Annotated in this window: 13 protein-coding genes; 11 read left to right on the forward strand and 2 right to left on the reverse strand. The window is 66.8% G+C overall.

Annotation, left to right across the window (positions count from 1 at the left end; translation table 11 throughout):
* Positions 1-114: 114 nt before the first annotated feature.
* The gene (locus C3B78_RS00810; RefSeq protein ID WP_104999559.1) at positions 115-1,338 is read left to right on the forward strand and encodes a helix-turn-helix transcriptional regulator; all 1,224 of its coding nucleotides are present in this window, start codon (positions 115-117) and stop codon (positions 1,336-1,338) included.
* A 94-nt stretch (positions 1,339-1,432) separates the two neighbouring features.
* A complete protein-coding gene (locus C3B78_RS00815) occupies positions 1,433-2,245 on the forward strand; it encodes an IclR family transcriptional regulator (protein ID WP_104996382.1) in 813 nt (270 codons plus the stop codon).
* Positions 2,246-2,269: 24 nt separating this feature from the next.
* On the opposite strand, the gene C3B78_RS00820 is transcribed toward C3B78_RS00815, so the two are convergent.
* Positions 2,270-2,956 carry a GntR family transcriptional regulator gene (locus C3B78_RS00820; RefSeq protein ID WP_104996383.1) on the reverse strand — a complete coding sequence of 229 codons (687 nt, stop codon included), beginning with the start codon at positions 2,954-2,956 and terminating at the stop codon, positions 2,270-2,272.
* Positions 2,957-3,063: 107 nt separating this feature from the next.
* Here C3B78_RS00820 and C3B78_RS00825 point away from each other — a divergent pair, with 107 nt between their 5' ends.
* From C3B78_RS00825 to C3B78_RS00840, 4 genes are read left to right on the forward strand one after another with little or no spacing between them, the layout of a single operon-like run.
* Complete coding sequence (locus tag C3B78_RS00825) at positions 3,064-3,822, forward strand: LamB/YcsF family protein (RefSeq protein WP_104996384.1); 759 nt, start codon at positions 3,064-3,066, stop codon at positions 3,820-3,822.
* Between the two features lie 58 nt (positions 3,823-3,880).
* A complete protein-coding gene (locus tag C3B78_RS00830) occupies positions 3,881-5,233 on the forward strand; it encodes an MFS transporter (RefSeq protein WP_104996385.1) in 1,353 nt (450 codons plus the stop codon).
* A gap of 15 nt (positions 5,234-5,248) precedes the next feature.
* Positions 5,249-6,967, forward strand: coding sequence for a 5-oxoprolinase/urea amidolyase family protein (locus C3B78_RS00835; protein ID WP_104996386.1), 1,719 nt, complete (start codon positions 5,249-5,251; stop codon positions 6,965-6,967).
* A gap of 7 nt (positions 6,968-6,974) precedes the next feature.
* The gene (locus tag C3B78_RS00840; protein ID WP_104996387.1) at positions 6,975-8,753 is read left to right on the forward strand and encodes an ATP-binding protein; all 1,779 of its coding nucleotides are present in this window, start codon (positions 6,975-6,977) and stop codon (positions 8,751-8,753) included.
* A gap of 57 nt (positions 8,754-8,810) precedes the next feature.
* Here C3B78_RS00840 and C3B78_RS00845 read toward each other — a convergent pair whose 3' ends face one another.
* A complete protein-coding gene (locus C3B78_RS00845; RefSeq protein ID WP_104996388.1) occupies positions 8,811-9,743 on the reverse strand; it encodes a LysR family transcriptional regulator in 933 nt (310 codons plus the stop codon).
* Positions 9,744-9,902: 159 nt separating this feature from the next.
* On the opposite strand from C3B78_RS00845, the gene C3B78_RS00850 reads away from it, so the two are divergent.
* The 5 genes from C3B78_RS00850 to C3B78_RS00870 all read left to right on the forward strand — a co-directional run bounded on the left by C3B78_RS00850 (position 9,903) and on the right by C3B78_RS00870 (position 18,381).
* Positions 9,903-11,207, forward strand: a complete 1,305-nt coding sequence (locus tag C3B78_RS00850) for an aromatic ring-hydroxylating oxygenase subunit alpha (protein WP_104996389.1) — start codon at positions 9,903-9,905, stop codon at positions 11,205-11,207.
* Positions 11,204-12,619, forward strand: a complete 1,416-nt coding sequence (locus tag C3B78_RS00855) for a ferredoxin reductase (RefSeq protein WP_104996390.1) — start codon at positions 11,204-11,206, stop codon at positions 12,617-12,619. Before C3B78_RS00850 ends, C3B78_RS00855 begins: the two co-directional genes overlap by 4 nt.
* Positions 12,620-12,874: 255 nt before the next feature.
* Positions 12,875-14,851 (forward strand): BCCT family transporter, encoded by a 1,977-nt coding sequence (locus tag C3B78_RS00860; protein WP_234005479.1) that lies wholly within the window; start codon positions 12,875-12,877, stop codon positions 14,849-14,851.
* A 9-nt stretch (positions 14,852-14,860) separates the two neighbouring features.
* Positions 14,861-15,838 carry a formyltetrahydrofolate deformylase gene (purU, locus tag C3B78_RS00865; protein WP_104996391.1) on the forward strand — a complete coding sequence of 326 codons (978 nt, stop codon included), beginning with the start codon at positions 14,861-14,863 and terminating at the stop codon, positions 15,836-15,838.
* 35 nt (positions 15,839-15,873) lie between these two features.
* A complete protein-coding gene (locus tag C3B78_RS00870) occupies positions 15,874-18,381 on the forward strand; it encodes a GcvT family protein (protein WP_104996392.1) in 2,508 nt (835 codons plus the stop codon).
* The last annotated feature ends 106 nt before the right edge of the window (positions 18,382-18,487 follow it).

Genomic DNA, 18,487 nt, shown 5'->3' on the forward strand with positions numbered 1-18,487 from the left:
GTGGCTACCCAAAGAGGTAGGTCTCCTGCGTCCGGCCAGTACACTGGGCAGGTGGAACGCGCGAACAACACTGACCTTCTCGAAGCAGTCGCCGCCCTGGCCACGGCTCCCCTGATGGATACCGCCCACCGGCTGCGGGCGGCCCTCGGCCCCTACTGGGAATCGAGTGCCCTGGTGATTTTCACGGAAGACTGCACCGGCCGGCCGCAGAAGAAGGCCGGCGCCGAGGCCGTCATCAGCCGCGTGTCCACCGCGGAACTGGACGCCATCCGTACCCCGCTCACCGCTGACGGGTCCGGGGCGGACGGCGCCGCCTGGCACGGTGAGGCCGTGTTCGGCGGCGAACTGCGCCCGGTCCTCGCGGTCTCCTCACCCAGCAACGCGCTGCTGGTCCTCTCCGACCCCCGGCCAATCCCGCCAGCCGGGGCCGGTCCGGACCCGCAATGGGTCCTCCACTACCTCTGGGCGCTGGCAGCCGAGCGGATCCGCGAGAAGGTGGCTGATGCGCCGCCGTCGTACCTCATTGAGTCCCGCGCGGCCTCGGCAGAGCGCCTGCGGGTGACCGCCGAGCTGGTGGACCGGCATTCCACCACCCTGGAAACACTGCTCGCCGCGCTGAGATCGCCTGCGCTGGCTGACGGCGCCGCCAGGACGGCGGCAACCGACGTCGCGGCCAAGGCCCTGGTGGGGCTCCGTACGCTCAGCGACCGCACCACGGACCTGGTGGAGGAGCCCGTTGCGTCCGCGTTCCAGCGCCTGCGCGAGGACCTGCGCCCGCTGATGAACTTCAGCGGCATCGACGTACAGTTCGTCGAGCCGCCGGTTAACGGCCGGGCACTTCCCGGCGAGGTGGCGCACGCCGCCAGGGCGATCGTCCGCGGCCTGGTGCTGGCCATGGTGGACCAGCAGGGAGTGCGCCGGATCCGCACTCAGTGGGATTGCGACGGCGTGAACCTCCTGGTCAATGTGCGCGACGACGGTCCCGGCGAACTTTCCGCCACCGCCCCCGCCGTGGCACGCCTCGTCCAGCGAGTGGAGGCCCTCAACGGCAGCATGGGCGTGGATGTCATGCCGGGCTGGGGCGCCGATGTGGCCGTCACCCTCCCGCTCGACCCACCCAGCCGCCCGCCGGCCGACATTGCGGGCTGGAACCTGGGGGAGCGGGAGCTGGAGGTCCTCCAGCTCCTGGCGGCCGGCCAGCGGAACCGGGGCATCGCCGCGAAGCTCCACATCAGCGAAAACACCGTGAAGTTCCACCTCCGCAACCTCTACCGGAAGATCGGCGCCTCCTCCCGCACCGAAGCCATGGCGCTCGCGCACAGCAACGGCCTGCGCTGACCTCCAGTTCGCTGGATGCCCGTGCGCCAGTCCTCGCCCGGCGGGTCCCGGTGCGGTGATTTCACGCTGCGCAGGCTACTTGAGAGTATTAGTCATGGCTTCGAACAAAGATCGCGAACCCGACGTCGATGCTGAGGCGGGCCAGCACGGCGGCGTCCAGTCCGTTGACCGCGCCCTCGCCGTCCTGGAGATCCTGGCGCGGGACGGCCATGCCGGCGTGAGCGACATCGCCGAGGAGATGGGCATCCACAAGTCCACCGTCTCCCGGCTGCTCGGTTCGCTGGTGAGCCGCGAAATGGTCCACCAGAACAGCGACCGCGGAAAGTACCAGCTGGGCTTCGGCATCCTGCGGCTGGCCAGCTCCATTCCGGGGCGGCTCAGCCTGGTCCGGGAGGCCCGGCCGGTCCTTGAGGCCCTGGCGGAGGAATTCAAGGAAACGGTGAACCTCGCGGTCCTTCGCTCCAACTTCGCCGTCAACGTGGACCAGGCCATGGGCCCGTCCACCCTGGCCACATATGACTGGGTGGGCAACCTGACGCCGCTGCATGCCACCTCCAGCGGGAAGGTCCTGCTGGCCGCCTTGCCGGCGGAAGACCGGGACCGCATCCTGAAGGAGACGGGACTCCCGGCGCGGACGCCCCGGACCATCACCAACCGGAAGGAACTCGAAACCCAGCTGATCGACGTCGCCCGCGAGGGCTACGGCGTGGTGCGGGAGGAGTTCGAGATCGGGCTGACTGCGGTTGCCGTTCCGGTCTACAACCACCTGGGTGCCGTGATCGGGGCCATCAGCATTTCCGGGCCGGCATTCCGCTTTGATCCGGAAACGGCCCCGGGGCTTATCGAGGCGCTAAAGCAGGGCGGGCTCCAGGTCAGCGCCAGGATGGGTTACACCGGGCGCCGGTGATTGGCGCCGCTGCGGCGGCCTAATTCACTCCGGGTTGTCCCCGTGCACGTTGCTGAGGTTGTCCTCGGAGCGGTCCAGGTACGCCAGCAGGAGATCCGCGGCGCGGTCCAGTTCGCCGGACTCCAGCGCCGCGCAGATGGCCTCGTTGTCAGCCAAATAGTGCTGGTAGAACTGCGCGTCCACCGTGGCTTTATGGAAGAACAGCCGCATCTCCGCCAGGACCTGGCTCATGATGCTGTTTAGCCGCGGACTCCTGGCCATGGCAACAATGGCGCCGTGAAAATGCTGGTTCGCGGTGCCCAGGGCTTCATTGTCTCCAGCCGCGGCGGCGCGTTTTCCTTCCTCGACGGCGGCCCGGACGGCGGCGACGTCTTCCGGACTCCCGCCCGCCCGCAGGGCGCTGACCTCGATGGCGCGGCGGACCGTGTAGACGTCATGGACGTCCGCAGCCTCAAGGCTGGCCACAAAAACGCCCCGGTTGGGGTGCCGGACCACCAGCCGCTCGCTGGCCAGTTCCGCGAAGGCCTCCCGCACCGTGTTGCGGGAAACGCCCAGGTCCTCCGCGATGGTGGATTCGGTGAGGCGCGCCCCGGGAAGCAGGGCCCCCTCCGCCAGTTGCAGGCGGAGTTCGTCAGCCACCCGTTCAGCCACGGAGGGGACGGCCACCCGGAGGCGGCCTGCGGAGCGGAGTGTGGTCTCTTGAGCGGGCATACTTCAGAATTTACACGATCGTCACATCGTGGAATCGAAGGATTGTTGAACAATCTGTAGATTTAGTGCATCCTAGTAGGGACCGCTCAATGAGATGGAGATCACAAGTGGCAAGCATCGACCTGAACAGCGACGTTGGCGAGTCGTTCGGACACTGGACGCTCGGTGACGATGCCGCCATGTTCCGTTCCGTCACCAGCGCAAACGTGGCCTGCGGATTCCACGCCGGCGATCCCAGCGTGATCCGCCGCACCTGCCGCGAAGCGGTTGCCGCCGGCGTAGCCATCGGTGCGCACGTCGGCTACCGGGACCTCGCCGGTTTCGGCCGCCGCTTCCTGGACATCCAGCCCAATGAACTGGCCAATGACGTGGTGTACCAGATCGGTGCGCTACAGGCGCTGGCCGCCGCCGAGGGAGCCCAGGTGCGTTACGTTAAGCCGCACGGCGGCCTTTACAACGCGATCATCCACCACACCGCCCAGGCCCGGGCCGTCGTCGACGCCGTGAAATCGGTTGACCCGGGCCTGCCGATCATGGGCCTTCCCGGTTCCGAAGTCCTGCGGCTTGCAGGGGAAGCGGGCCTGCGGGCGGTTCCCGAGGCGTTCGCTGACCGCGCGTACAACCCGGACGGAACGCTCGTCTCCCGGTCCCAGCCGGAAGCGGTCCTATCCGACCCCGCCGAAGTGGCGGAGCATGTATTACGGATGGCCACCGAGGGGTCCGTCAGGACAATCGACGGTTCCATCCTGAAGATCCGCGCGGAAAGCATCTGCGTGCACGGTGACTCGCCCGGGGCCGTAGCCATGGCCGCTGCAGTGAAGTCCGCTCTCAAGGACGCCGGTGTCAGCATCGGTTCGTTCCTCTAAACCCGTTCCCGGCCGTTCACCGGCCTCCGCACCACCCCCTCACCCCCGGAGGAAAGACATGACCAGCACTAACAAGGCAGCAAGGACCGCGGCAAGGAAGCCGCCGGCCGGCGCGCTCAAGGCCTACATCGCCAGCCTCACCGGCACCTCGCTCGAGTACTACGACTTTGCCATCTACTCCGTCGCCTCGGCGCTGGTGTTCCCCAAGATCTTCTTCCCCTCAAATGACGAGTTCGTTGGGCTGCTGCTGTCCTTCTCGGCTTTCGCGGTGGGGTACCTGGCCCGTCCCATCGGCGGCGTGATCTTCGGCCGCCTCGGCGACAAGATCGGCCGCAAGTACGTCCTCGTGTTCACCCTGGTACTGATCGGCGTCGCCACCGTCCTCATCGGTGCCCTGCCTGACTACTCGGTCATCGGCGTCGCAGCCCCCACCATCCTGGTGCTCCTGCGCCTGGCCCAGGGCATCGGCGTTGGCGGTGAATGGGGCGGTGCGGTACTGCTGTCCAGCGAATTCGGCGATCCCAACAAGCGGGGCTTCTGGTCCTCGGCTGCGCAGATCGGCCCGCCGGCCGGCAACCTGATGGCCAACGGCGCCCTGGCTGTCCTGGCGGCCACGCTCAGCACCGAAGCCTTCCTCTCCTGGGGCTGGCGCGTAGCCTTCCTCGCCTCGGCCATCCTGGTGGTCTTCGGCCTCGTGATCCGCCTCAAGCTGGAGGAAACCCCTGTCTTCAAGGCCATCCAGGCCAAAGGCGACCGCCCCAAGGCCCCCATCAAGGAGGTTTTCACCACCGAACCCCGGGCCCTGGTTTCCGCAGCCCTCTCGCGCCTCTGCCCTGATGTCCTCTACGCGCTGTTCACCGTGTTCGTGGCCGTGTACGCCACCAAGGAACTGGGCATGACCACGGGCAACGTCCTGGCGGCCATCCTCATCGGATCCGCCTTCCAGCTCGTCCTGATCCCGGCCGCCGGCGCCCTCACCGACCGCCTCAACCGCCGATGGGTGTACGGCGTAGCTGCCGCGGCTACTGCCGCCTACATTCCGTTGTTCTTCCTGATGATCCAGGGCAAATCCGTAGTGATGCTGACCATCGGCGTGGTGATCGGCCTGGCCCTGCACGCCTTCATGTACGGCCCGCAGGCCGCCTTCATCACCGAGCAGTTCCCGGCCCGCCTGCGTTACGCCGGCAGCTCGCTGGCCTACACCCTGGCCGGTGTCATCGGCGGCGCAGTGGCCCCGCTGATCTTCACCGCCCTGTACGGCGCAGCAGCCGGCGGCTGGCACCTGATCGCCGGGTACATCCTGCTGACGGCCATCATCACCATTGTGGGCATGCGCCTGGGCCGCGACCCGCAGCCGGAAGCCGACCTCCGCCTGCTCCACAACGGCCACGCGCAGGAGAGCCACGCCTGACCGGCGCGGATTGCCATGGAAACAGTCACCAACCCCACCACCGCGCGCGTCCTCGCCGGCCGTGTGCTGTCCGTCAAGCCGGTGGGTACGACGGCGGTGCTCGCCGAACTCTCGGGGCTCCATGACGTGCTGGCGCTGCAGGCGCTCCTGCTGGAGCACCCGCTGCCCGGCCAGGTGGAGGTCCTCGCGGCCGCCGAAACCGTGATGGTCACGGCGGATTCGCCCCGGGCCGCACGGCGGATGCCGGCCCGGCTGCTGGAGCTGGACCTGGCGGTCCGAGCGCAGGCGGAGGGCAAGCTGGTGGTCATCGAGGCCGTGTACGACGGCGAGGACCTCGCCGACGTGGGACGGATCACCGGCCTCGGCGTTGAGGGAGTCGTGGCAGCCCACACGGGGCAGGTCTGGACCGTGGCCTTCGGGGGCTTCGCCCCCGGCTTTGGATACATGGTGGGGGAGAACCAGCTGCTGGAAGTCCCGCGCCGCAGCTCCCCGCGGACTGCGGTCCCCGCCGGATCCGTAGCCCTTGCCGGCAACTATTCCGCCGTCTACCCCCGGCAGTCCCCGGGCGGATGGCAGCTGATTGGCCGCACCGCCGCCCGAATGTGGGACCTGGCCCGCGAACAGCCCGCTTTGGCTGCCCCCGGAGACCGGGTGCAGTTCCGGGCGGTGCGGGAACTGGTGGAGCTTTCCGGCCCGCAGGCTGGTGCAGCGGATCCGGAAGTGCCGGCCACCCGGGAGCAGGCCGTCCGCTCCGGACTGCGGATCCTGTCACCGGGGCTCCAAAGCCTGGTCCAGGACCTTGGCCGGCCCGGCTACGGCGGCCTCGGCGTCTCGGCTGCCGGTGCCCTGGACCGTTCCTCCCTGCGCCGCGCCAACCGCATCGTGGGCAACGAGCCGGCTGCCGCCGTGGTCGAAACCGTTGCCGGCGGCCTGCGCGTGCAGGCCGTGGGAGACCAGGTGCTTGCGGTCACCGGGGCGCCCTCGGCACTGACTGTTGCCACGCCGTCGGACGTTCCCGCCGGTTCCGATGCTGAAAATGCGGACGACGCCGGCCGGCCGGAGCGCGTACGCGAGGTGCCCATGGCCACGGCATTTGCCCTGCTGGATGGCGAAATCCTGACCATCGGCGCACCCGAACGGGGCTTCCGCACCTACCTTGCCATCCGGGGCGGCGCGGACGCCGAAGCCGTGCTCGGCAGCCGGTCCACGGACACGATGTCCGGGATCGGGCCTGCGCCGCTGGCCCCGGAGCAACTGCTTGCCGCCGGAGCCGCCACGTCCTCCAACGTGGTGGGCAATCCTGAGGTGCAGCCCGACTTCCCGGACACGGGAGTGACGGTCCTGGATATCGTTCCCGGTCCGCGGGATGACTGGTTTGATGATGACGCGCTGGAATCGCTCTGCACCCAGGACTGGACGGTGACTCCGCGCTCCAACCGGGTGGGCATGCGCCTGGACGGTCAGCCGCTCAAACGGAGCCGGGACGGGGAACTGGCCAGCGAGGGGACCGTGTCCGGAGCCATCCAGGTCCCGCCGGAAGGGGAGCCCGTACTGTTCCTGGCGGACCACCCCATTACGGGAGGCTACCCCGTGATTGGCGTGGTGGTGGACCACCAGCTGGACATCGCCGCCCAGGTGCCCATCGGCGGCCGCATCAGGTTCCGCCGGGCCCCCGGATACGCCCGGCCCCTTGAACCGTCCAGCACTTCCCTCAACGTTTCCCTGAAAAAGTGAGCAGCACATGCGCAAGATCCTGATTGCCAACCGCGGAGAAATCGCCGTCCGCATCGCCCGCGCCTGCGAGGACGCCGGCCTGGAGTCCGTCGCCGTGTACGCGGACGTGGACGCCGACGCCCTGCACGTCGGCGCCGCCACGGAGGCCTACAGCCTCGGCGGCAACGCGCCGTCGGAAACCTACCTGGATATCCCCAAGCTGCTGGCTGTCGCCAGGGAGTCCGGAGCGGACGCCGTGCACCCGGGATACGGGTTCCTGTCCGAGAACGCCGACTTTGCCCAGGCCGTCCTGGACTCCGGCCTGACCTGGATCGGGCCGGCACCGCAGGCCATCCGGCTGCTCGGCAACAAGATCACCGCCCGCGAAATCGCCGTCCGGGCAGGTGCGCCTTTGGTGGCCGGCAGCGACGGACCGGTGGCCTCGGCTGGTGAGGCACGGGCCTTCGCAGAAGAACACGGCCTGCCCATCGCCATCAAGGCAGCCTTCGGCGGCGGCGGACGCGGGCTCAAAGTGGTCCGTGAAATGGACCAGATCGGGGAAGCCTTCGACTCGGCGGTCCGCGAAGCGGTGGTGGCCTTCGGCCGCGGCGAGTGCTTCGTGGAGCGGTACCTGGACCGGCCCCGGCATGTGGAAGCGCAGGTCCTGGCGGACCGGCACGGCAACGTGGTGGTGGTGGGAACGCGCGACTGCTCCCTCCAGCGCCGGCACCAGAAGCTGGTGGAGGAGGCCCCGGCGCCCTTCCTCACAGAACAGCAGACGCGCCAGATTTACGCCGCCGCCAAGGCAGTCTGCCGCGAAGCCGGCTATACGGGGGCGGGGACGGTGGAGTTCCTGGTGGCCGCCGACGGCACGGTGGCGTTCCTCGAGGTGAACACGCGCCTGCAGGTGGAACACCCCATCACCGAGGAGACCACCGGGGTGGACCTGGTCCAGGAGCAGCTGCGGATCGCTGCCGGTGAGCCGCTGCGCCTCGCAGCCGATCCCGAACCCCGCGGGCACTCGTTCGAATTCCGGCTCAACGCCGAGGACGTGGGGCGGGGGTTCCTGCCCTCCCCTGGAACCATCACCACGTTCAGTGGCCCTACGGGCCCGGGCATCCGGCTGGACTCCGGAGTCCGCGCCGGCTCCATTGTTGCGCCGCAGTTCGATTCGCTGCTGGCCAAGCTGGTCGTCACCGGCGCCGACCGTCAGCAGGCGCTCCGCCGGGCCCGCCGCGCCCTGGCGGAGATGGAGGTTACCGGCGTCGCAACCGTCCTGCCGTTCCACCGCGCCGTGGTCCAGGCGCCGGACTTCACCTCGGAAACCGGGCTCCGCATCCACACCCGGTGGATCGAAACGGACTTCGCGGGATCCATCCCGGCGGATCCGGAGTTCAGCACAACCGCTCCGGACGGTTCCAGGCGCACCATCACCGTCGATGTCGACGGCCGGCGCCTCGCCGTCGGTCTTCCCGCGGCCCTGCTGGACGGCTGGGCACGTTCCGGCGCGGGCCTGCCGGCAGGCGTTTCGATGGCCGGGCACACTTGGAAGGGGGAGCACGACGGCGGCGCCGCGGCTCCCGCTGTGGACCCCGGTGAGCTGCGGGCGGACATGGCGGGAACGGTGGTGAAGTGGCTCGTGGAGCCGGGCGCCGAAGTGGCGGCGGGGGACCCCGTCGTCGTCCTTGAAGCCATGAAGATGGAAACCCAGGTTGCCGCCCACCGCGGCGGCACCGTCACGGAGATCCGGGCGGAAGCGGGCGGCGTAGTGGGTGCCGGGGCAGTCCTGGCGACGATCGCGGGTTAATCGAGGAACATACGCGGAACCGTGGGAGGCCAACCCGCGGCTGCGCTTTCGCAGCGCTCAGAGGTTCTCTTCGGGCCGGGCGGTGAGGATCCGATTGGCGTTGACCTGCAGGATGCCGAGCGACTCCTGGATCAAGGGTGAGGCGATGCTGCCCCTGCGCACCGCGGCGACAATGCGGCGCGTGGGTTTCGCCTGACCGGTGATGCGCAGCCGAACCACGTTTTCGGCACCATGCAAAGGCGCCAGCCGGGGCAGCAGGCCGACGCCCAGCCCCGCACCCACGAACGCGATGTGGGTTTCCCATTCAACGGCCTCATGGGCAATCCGCGGTGTCACCCCGAGCGCCGTGAACGCCGCGGTGAAGAGGGAATGGTAGGTGGAACCGGCGGCCTCCGTGATCCAAGGTTCCGATGCCAGCTCTTCAAGCGTCGCGCTTTGGCGTGATGCCAGCGGATGGTCACCGGGAATGATCACGTCCAGTGGATCGTCGAGCAGGACTCTCTGCTCAAAGCGCGGATCGTCCTCACCATAACTGTCGGACTGCATGGCGACAATGACTGCAAGGTCGATTCGTTCCGCAACCAACAAGTCGAAGCAGCGGGCCGGATCAGCCTCAAGAACCTGCACCTCCAGCAGGGGGCGTGTCGAGCGCAGGGTGGCGGCCAAAGGCGCGAGCAACTGGGCGGCTGCAGAGGAGAATCCGCCGAGGCCAAAGTGGGTCTGCACCTGGTCGCCGGCCTCCATGGCTGCGGCGCGCAGGCTCTCCCACTGGGCAATGAGGGGATCCGATCCCGCCACGAGGAAGCGTCCCGTGGCGGTAAGCCGGACCCCCCGGCCGTCTTTCGTCAGCAGCTGCATTCCAAGCACGCGCTGGAGCTCCCGCAATTGCGCGGAGACGGCAGACGGAGAATAGCCCGTGAGCTCCGCGGTCGCGCCGATTGTGCCGCAGCGGGCGAACACACGGAGTGTGGTGAGCCTCGGATCTATCATGCATCAATTCTGCATGGTTATCTTCAAAATCTTGCGCTTTTGTTGCAGTTGATGTGTCCCTAATCTCATCATTACAAGTTCTCCGACCATGCCGTTAGCACCCGCGCACCCGTGGTCAACACGCAACACCCACTACCCATGCCTCCCGGGAGGAAACCCATGACCGCTCCAGTGAACGTGCCCCTCAATTCACGCGGAAAACTCGCTGCATCATTGCCTGCCGAGCAGCTGGCAGAAATTACCGCGTTGTTCGAGTTCCGGCGCACCGGCTACTCCCTCGATGCACCCTTCTACACCGATCGCTCAATCTTCGCCATCGACATGGAGGCTATTTTCGGCCAGCACTGGATCTTTGCTGCCAGCACCGCCGAACTGCCGGAACCGGGCGACTACGTCACGGTCGACTACGGGCCTTACTCCCTGATTGTGCTGCGCAACGACGACGGCGGCGTGAACGTGCTGCACAACGTATGCCGCCACCGCGGCGCCCGCGTTCTGACCGAAGCTGCCGGCTCCACCGGAAACCTGGTATGCGGCTACCACTCCTGGACCTACTCCCCGGAGGGCAACTTGATCCATGCCTCGTCCCCGGGGGAGACGAAGTTCGACAAGAACTGCTTTGCCCTCAAGCGCGCCCACGGCCGCGAGGTCGCCGGACTTATCTTCGTCTGCATTGCGGACGAACCGCCGGCGGACTTTGACGAAACCGCAAAGATTTTCGAGCCCTACCTGGCGCCCCACGATCTCTCGAAGACGAAAATTGCCTACCAGCAGAACATCATCGAAGAGGGCAACTGGAAGCTCGTCATGGAGAACAACCGCGAGTGCTACCACTGTGACGGCCACCCTGAGCTCGCCTGCTCCCTCTTCCCCACCTGGGGCCTCACGGAGGGGCTGATCCCGACCCACCTTGAGGAAGTGTGGGACCGGAACAAGGAGGCCCAGTCCTCCCTTGAGGAGCGTTGCCGCCGCTACGGCCTTCCCTACGAGGTGGTGGAGCAGCTTGACACGCGCATCGCGGGAATCCGCATCTCACGGGAATCACTCGATGGAGAGGGGGAATCGTTCTCCGCGGACGGGCGCAGGCTTTCCAAGAAGCTGCTGGGTGACTTGCCCGACTTCCGCCTTGGCCGCTGCTCGATGCACCTGCAGCCCAACAGCTGGTTCCATTTCCTCGGAGACCACGTCATCACGTTCGGCGTCTTCCCCATCAACGAACACCAGAGCCTGGTACGCACCACCTGGCTGGTGGCTGACGACGCCGTGGAAGGCGTCGACTACGACCTGGAGAAGCTCACCTACACCTGGAAGCAGACGAACCTGCAGGACAAGGCGTTCGTGGAGCTGTGCCAGCAGGGAGCCGGCAGTCCCGCCTACGAGCCCGGGCCCTACATGAAGAGCGAATACCAGGTCGAGGCATTCATCAACTGGTACGTGCAGCGCGTGCAGGAGCACTTGGCGTGATTGAACTCCTCACTGAAACGGCAATCCAGGAACCACAGCGTATCCGCGGTCTTGAGATGCCGTGGAACAGGGTGATGGGAAGCACTGAGACACCCGCCCGGGCAGCCCGTGCACTGGGTCCATGGCATCCGCAGGAGTTCATGGCCGAATGCGTCGAGACCGTTCCCGAGGCCGGCGCCATGATGACCTTCGTGTTCCGCCGATGCGACGGTGCGCCCCTGGCGTTCCGTGCCGGCCAGTACGTGAACGTCGCATTTCCCGTGAATGGCGAGGACCAGGAACCGGTGGACCGCAGCTACTCGCTGTCCAGCTCGCCCACCGAGCCGTGGACCTTCAGCATTACCGTCAAGTGCGACCCCACGGGACTGGTTTCGCCCTGGGTGCACGAGAACGTCAAACCCGGCACCGTTCTTGAGATGCTGGGACCGGTGGGAGCATTCCACCTGCCCGACGCCGACCGGCGGGCACGGTATCTCTTGCTTGCTGCAGGGGCAGGCATCACTCCCATCATGTCCATGGTGCGGACCATCCACTCCCTGCCCGGACACGCCGATGTTGTGGTCCTCTACCACGGCTCGGATGCCGGAGGCTTCGCCTTCCACCGGGAATTGGCCTACATCGCCTCCGTGGACTCGCGGGTCCAGGTCTACTACTCCCTGGGCGACCGCAGCGTGCCGGAGGGGTGGGGAGGGCTGAGTGGAAGGCTGACGGCGGCCATGCTCGAGGAGGTGGCTCCCGACGCCAACGGCCGCCAGGTGTACGCATGTGGTCCCGAGGGTTACCTGAACACGGCCACGGAGCTCCTCAAGAAGGTCGGTGTCGACGACACTTCCATTTACATGGAGTTCTTCTCGGGAGACCGCCAGACGCTCCTTGAATACCAGGCGGAGGTGGCGCTTGCAGCCGACGTGGCGGAGGAAATCGCCGAGGAAATCGCCGAATCCGCCGAGGACTACTTTGAAAGCCAGCCCGCCGCATTCGGGCTCTACGAGCCTGGCTACGACGCTGGCGGGACACTGCAGGCCTCCGGCCTGCCGCTGGAAATCGCCCACCCGGACACGCCCGGCTCCGACCCCTCCGCCGACAGCCCGGGAGGGGAGCCGGAAGCCGGTTCCCCTGATGCCTCGAGCTTCGACACGGTGGGAACGGGCAGCCTCACCATGTCCTTCATGCGTACCGGCATCAATGTGCGGATCGACCCCACCGAGCGCATCCTCGAAGTGGCCCAGCGCGCGGGCGTCAGGATCGGCGCGAACTGCAAGGAAGGCATGTGCGGCTCCTGCAAGGTCGTCAAGCTGTCAGGGGAGGTCGAGATGAACCATCAGGGCGGGATCCGGGCGCGGGAAATCTCTGCAGGCAAGTTCCTGCCCTGCTGCTCCGTGGCCCAGACGGACCTGGTGATCGATGCCTAGCCCCTGTTCCGGCCGGCTGTCAAGGCGCAGCCGGAACCCCTGAAATAGGGCTTAAGACTTCACAAAAACCTTGACACGCGACTGTGATACAGGCCACGCTGTTGCTTATTACGAGACGTGTTGATCTTTACGGAACAACCGCCAGTCAAAGAAAGCTGACTCTGATTACCGAATGCCAGGAAGTTCAACCTTCCGTCCGGCCCGGGGACGCCGGAGTACAACGCCATCCCATGAATTCAAACCAAAGGACTTGACATGGCTTTGAACAGCGACATCCGCCCGGATGCCCAACCCCCCCTTGAGCTGGAGGAGCCCACACTCGTTCCTGCACCGGAGCACGCTCCTTCCTCCCACGACTCCCACGACGCGGAGGACACCGAACAAATCATGCAGGAACTCCGCCAGACCAAGGCCGAACAGGCTGTGGCAGAACGGCGGAACCGTAGGCTTACCCTCGACAAGGCTACTTTCGGCATCACTGGTGTCCTCGCCCTTGCCTTTGTGGCCTGGGGCTTCCTGGGCCGGGACAGCCTGGCCGCCACCTCAACACTCGCCCTGGACTGGGTCATGGAGTACACCGGCTGGCTCTTTATGGTCCTGGCCTCGCTGTTCGTTGTTTTCGTCCTCTGGCTGGCCCTGGGCAAGTGGGGCAACATCCCCCTCGGCAAGGACGGCGAAAAGCCCGAGTTCCGCACCGTTTCATGGATCGCCATGATGTTCGCGGCCGGAATGGGCATCGGCCTGATGTTCTACGGTGTTGCCGAGCCGCTCTACCACTACATTTCGCCGCCGCCCGGCACCGTGGACGGACGGACCCCCGCAGCCATCCAGACGGCCATGGCCACCTCCATCTTCCACTGGACGCTGCACCCGTGGGCGATGTATGCGGTCGTTGGCATCGCCATGGCCTACGGCACATACCGCCTGGGCCGCCGGCAGCTGATCTCGGCAGCGTTCACGTCGCTGTTCGGCATCAGGACGGTGGAAGGCCCGGTGGGCAAGTTCATCAACATCCTGGCGATCTTTGCCACGCTGTTCGGCACGGCCGCTTCCCTGGGCCTCGGCGCACTCCAGATCGGCAGCGGACTGACGTCCAACGGGTGGATCGGCGAGATCGGCACACCTGTCCTGGTGGCCATCGTTGCCATCCTGACCGCCTGCTTCGTCGCCTCGGCAGTGTCCGGCATCAGCCGCGGCATCCAGTGGCTGTCCAACATCAACATGGTCCTCGCCGTGATCCTGGCGCTGATCGTCTTCGTGGCCGGGCCCACCCTGTTCATCCTCAACCTCATTCCAGCCGCAGTGGGCGACTACGCCAGGGACCTGGCCGAAATGTCCTCGCGGACCGAAGCAGTGGGGGACGAGGCGCTGCGCACCTGGATGTCCGGCTGGACCATCTTCTACTGGGCCTGGTGGGTTTCCTGGACGCCGTTCGTGGGCATGTTCATCGCCAGGATCAGCCGCGGCCGCACCATCCGGCAGTTCGTCACCGGCGTCCTGCTGGTTCCCAGCATCGTGAGCGTCATCTGGTTCGGGATCTTTGGCGGCTCGGCCTTCAAGGTCCAGGAAGAGGCGGACAAAGCGGGCACCCCGGGCCTGGTGTCCATGGCCAGCGGAACACCCTCCATCGACTTCGACGGAGCCCTGTTCGACCTGGTCCGGAACATGTCCATGCCTGCCTGGCTGACCGCGGCCGTTATTGTCCTCGCCATGGTCCTGGTGGCCATCTTCTTCATCACCGGTGCCGACTCGGCGTCGATCGTCATGGCGTGCCTGAGCTCCAACGGGTCCTCCGACCCGAAGCGCGGACTGGTCATCTTCTGGGGGCTGCTCACAGGCGCAGTAGCCGCCGTGATGATGCTGGCCGGCGGTGATGAGCCTTCGGAGGCGCTATCCGGCCTGCAACGCATCACCATCGTGGCCGCCCTGCCGTTCGTGCTGGTCATGCTGCTGCTCTGTTTCGCCCTGGTCAAGGACCTGCGGCGGGACCCGCTGTCCCTGCGGCGGCGGTTGGCCGACTCCGTAGTGGAGCGCGCCATCCGTACCGGGGTAGACCAACATGGCGGCGTCCAGTTCGACCTCGTCACCAAGCATGAATGCGGCGAACGCTGCCCGGACGGCACCTGCCGGGGAGACAGTCCGGGCAGTGATGCAACCAGCAGCGATTCCCCGAAAGCCGGCACCGCCGCCGGCGAACCCGTCGACGCCATTAAACCGGCACCCACACTTTAGGAGCACACCATGACCATCGTTATCGAGAACATCCCGTCAGTCAGCGCCACTGCTGGCGCCCCCGCCGGCAGTACCGCCGCAGCCGCCGCTGCAACGGCGGGCCCCACCACGCGCCAGGCCCAGTTCGTCCTTACCCTGTCCTGCCCGGAGCAGCCCGGCATCGTCCGGGCAGTCACGGCCTTCCTGGCGGACCGCGGCTTCGACATCGTGGAGCACCAGCAGTTCGACGACCACGTCAGCGGCAAGCTCTACCTCCGCACGGCCTTCACTCTTGGCTCCGACATCCACCAGGAGAACGGGCTCAACCACCAGGACGTGGAAAGCCTCAGCTCGGCCTTTGCGCCCATCGCCGGGGAGTTCGCCATGGACTTCACCATCAACGACGGACGGCCGCAGCGGCTGCTGGTGATGGTCTCGAAGTTCGGCCACTGCCTTAACGACCTCATCTTCCGGTGGCAGGCCGGGAGCCTTGGTGCGGAGATCGCCGTCGTGGTTTCCAACCATGAGGACCTGCGTCCTATGGCGGAAGCCGCCGGGCTGCCCTTCATCCACGTCCCGGTGACGTCGGCCACCAAGCCCGAAGCCGAGGCCCGGCTCCTGGAACTGGTGGCCGAGTACAACGCGGACCTGGTGGTCCTGGCCCGCTACATGCAGGTCCTGTCCAACGATCTGTGCGAGAGCCTCCGTGGCCGCGCCATTAACATCCACCATTCCTTCCTCCCCGGCTTCAAGGGCGCCAAGCCGTACCACCAGGCCTATGACCGCGGAGTGAAGCTCGTCGGGGCCACCGCCCACTACGTGACGGCAGACCTGGATGAGGGACCCATCATCGAGCAGGAGGTGTTCCGGGTGGACCACAGCCTCGACGCGGACGCCCTGGTGACCGTGGGCCGTGACGCCGAAACACAGGCGCTGGCCCGGGCCGTCAAATGGCACTGCCAGCACCGGGTCCTGCTCAACAACACCCGCACCGTCGTCTTCCGCTAACGCCAACGCCCGCAAGTTAAACAGGAGAACTACTTATGAGCGCATCACCACGCGTTGTCATTATCGGCGCCGGCATTGTCGGAACCAACCTTGCCGACGAACTCGCCACCCGCGGCTGGACCAACATCACGGTGGTGGAACAGGGCCCGCTGGAACTTGCCGGCGGCTCCACGTCTCACGCTCCGGGCCTGGTGTTCCAGAACAACCCGTCACGGACCATGACCGAATTCGCCACCTACACGGTGAACAAGCTGCTGGCCCTGAGCAAAGACGGCCAGTCCTGCTTCAATCAGGTGGGCGGCCTGGAACTGGCAACCACCCCCGAGCGCCTGGCCGACCTCAAACGCAAGATGGGCGTCATGACTTCCTGGGGCGTCGAAAGCCGGATTGTCGACGCCGACGAATGCGAAAAGATCTACCCCCTCCTGAACACCGGCAAGCTCACCGGCGGCCGCGAAGTCCTGGGCGGCCTGCTCATCCCCACCGACGGCCTGGCCCTGGCCGCCCGTGCGGTGCAGCTGCTGATCGAGCGCTGCAGCGAGCGTGGCGTGAACTTCCTCGGCTCCACTACGGTGACCGGCATCGCCCAGGAGGGCGGCAAGGTGACCGGGGTCGAGACCGGCAACGGATTGATCCCGGCGGACATCGTGGTGTCCTGCGCAGGTTTCTGGGGCCGTGAACTCGGAAAGATGGTGGGGCTGGAAGTCCCGCTGCTGCCGCTGGCCCACCAGTACGCCATCAGCGAGCCGCTGCCCGAACTCGAGGGCGTCAACGAGCTCCCCAAGGGTGCCAGCAAGCCAATCCTGCGCTACCAGGACAAGGACCTGTACTACCGCGAATGGGGCGACCGCATCGGCATCGGCAGCTACGCCCACCGCCCCATGCCGGTGGACATGTCCGCCCTGCCGAAGGTCTCCGCAGAGGAGATGTCGGACCACCGCATGCCCTCCCGCCTGGAGTTCACCCTGGAAGACTTCCTGCCCGCGTGGGAGGACAGCCAGGACCTGCTGCCGGCACTGCGCAGCTCCTCGATCCAGGACGGCTTCAACGGCATCTTCTCCTTCACTCCGGACGGCGGCCCGCTCATGGGTGAGGCGCCTGAGCTTTCCGGCTTCTTCGTGGCCGAGGCTGTGTGGGTGACGCACTCCGCAGGTGTGGCCAAGGCGATGGCGGAGCTGCTGGTGGACGGCCACCCCCAGACGGACCTGCACGGCTGCGAGCTCACCCGCTTCGAGAAGGTGCAGACCTCCGATGCATACGTCAGCGAGACATCCCAGCAGAACTTTGTAGAGATCTACGACATCCTGCACCCGCTCCAGCCCAAGGAATCTCCAAGGGACCTGCGCGTGAGCCCGTTCAACGTCCGCCAGAAGGAACTGGGAGCGTTCTTCCTGGAGTCCGCCGGCTGGGAGCGGCCGCACTGGTTCGAGGCCAACCGCGGCCTGCTTGAGGAGCTGCCGGCCGAGTGGCAGGCGCCGGAGCGCGACCCCTGGTCCGCTATGTTCTCTTCCCCCATCTCCGCCGCCGAGGCGTGGAAGACGCGTACCGCCGTCGCACTTTTCGACATGACGCCGCTGAAGCGGCTGTCCGTGGTGGGCCCGGGCGCGCAGGCGCTGCTGCACCGGCTCAGCACGGGCAACATTGCCAAGAAGCCGGGTGCCGTGACCTACTGCCTGCTGCTGGAGCACGACGGCGGCATCCGCAGTGACGTGACGGTCGCACGGCTGGCGGAGGAGGACTTCCAGCTGGGTGTCAACAGCAACGTGGACTTCGACTACCTCCGGGTGGAGGCCCGGAAGCAGTCCGCTGCCGACCCAAGCCAGTGGGTGCATGTCTCCGACATCACCGGCAGCACCTGCTGCATCGGGCTGTGGGGCCCGCTGGCACGCGAAGTGATCGGCAAGGTCAGCTCGGACGACCTCACCAACGACGGCCTGAAGTACTTCCGGACCAAGGAAATCTCCGTGGGCGGCATCCCGGTCACCGCCATGCGCCTCTCCTACGTGGGTGAGCTCGGCTGGGAGCTCTACACGACTGCCGAGTACGGGCTGAAGCTCTGGGACCTGCTATTCGAGGCGGGCCAGGAGCACGGCATCATCGCCGCCGGCCGCGGCGCGTTCAACAGCATGCGGCTCGAGAAGGGCTACCGGCTGTGGGGCACGGACATGACGTCCGAGCACCACCCGTACGAGTCCGGGCTGGGCTTCTCGGTGGCCAAGGACAAGACCGGCTTCGTGGGTTGTGACGCCCTTGCGGCACGCAAGGAGCAGCCGGGCACGCGTGCGCTGCGCTGCCTGACGGTCGACGACGGCACGTCCATCGTGCTGGGCAAGGAACCGGTGTACGTGGCCGGTTCTGCTGCCGGGTACGTGACGAGCGCCGCCTACGGCTACTCCGTCCACAAGCCGATCGCCTACGCCTGGCTGCCCGCCTCGGTGTCCGTCGGTGATTCGGTGGAGATTGAGTACTTCGGGAAGCGCATCGCTGCCACCGTCACCCCCGAGCCGCTCTTCGACCCGGGCATGGAGCGCCTCCGCGGCTAGTTCGGAACCTGGATTGAGGTCTCAACCGGGGGCTGCCAGACTGGCAGCTCCCGGTTTTCCGCGTGCCCGCTCCTTCCCCGCAAAAATGTCACACCCTCCCACCATG

Origin of the sequence: Arthrobacter sp. PGP41 (assembly GCF_002953935.1) — a bacterium.
In the GTDB taxonomy this organism is placed as follows: Bacteria; Actinomycetota; Actinomycetes; order Actinomycetales; family Micrococcaceae; genus Arthrobacter.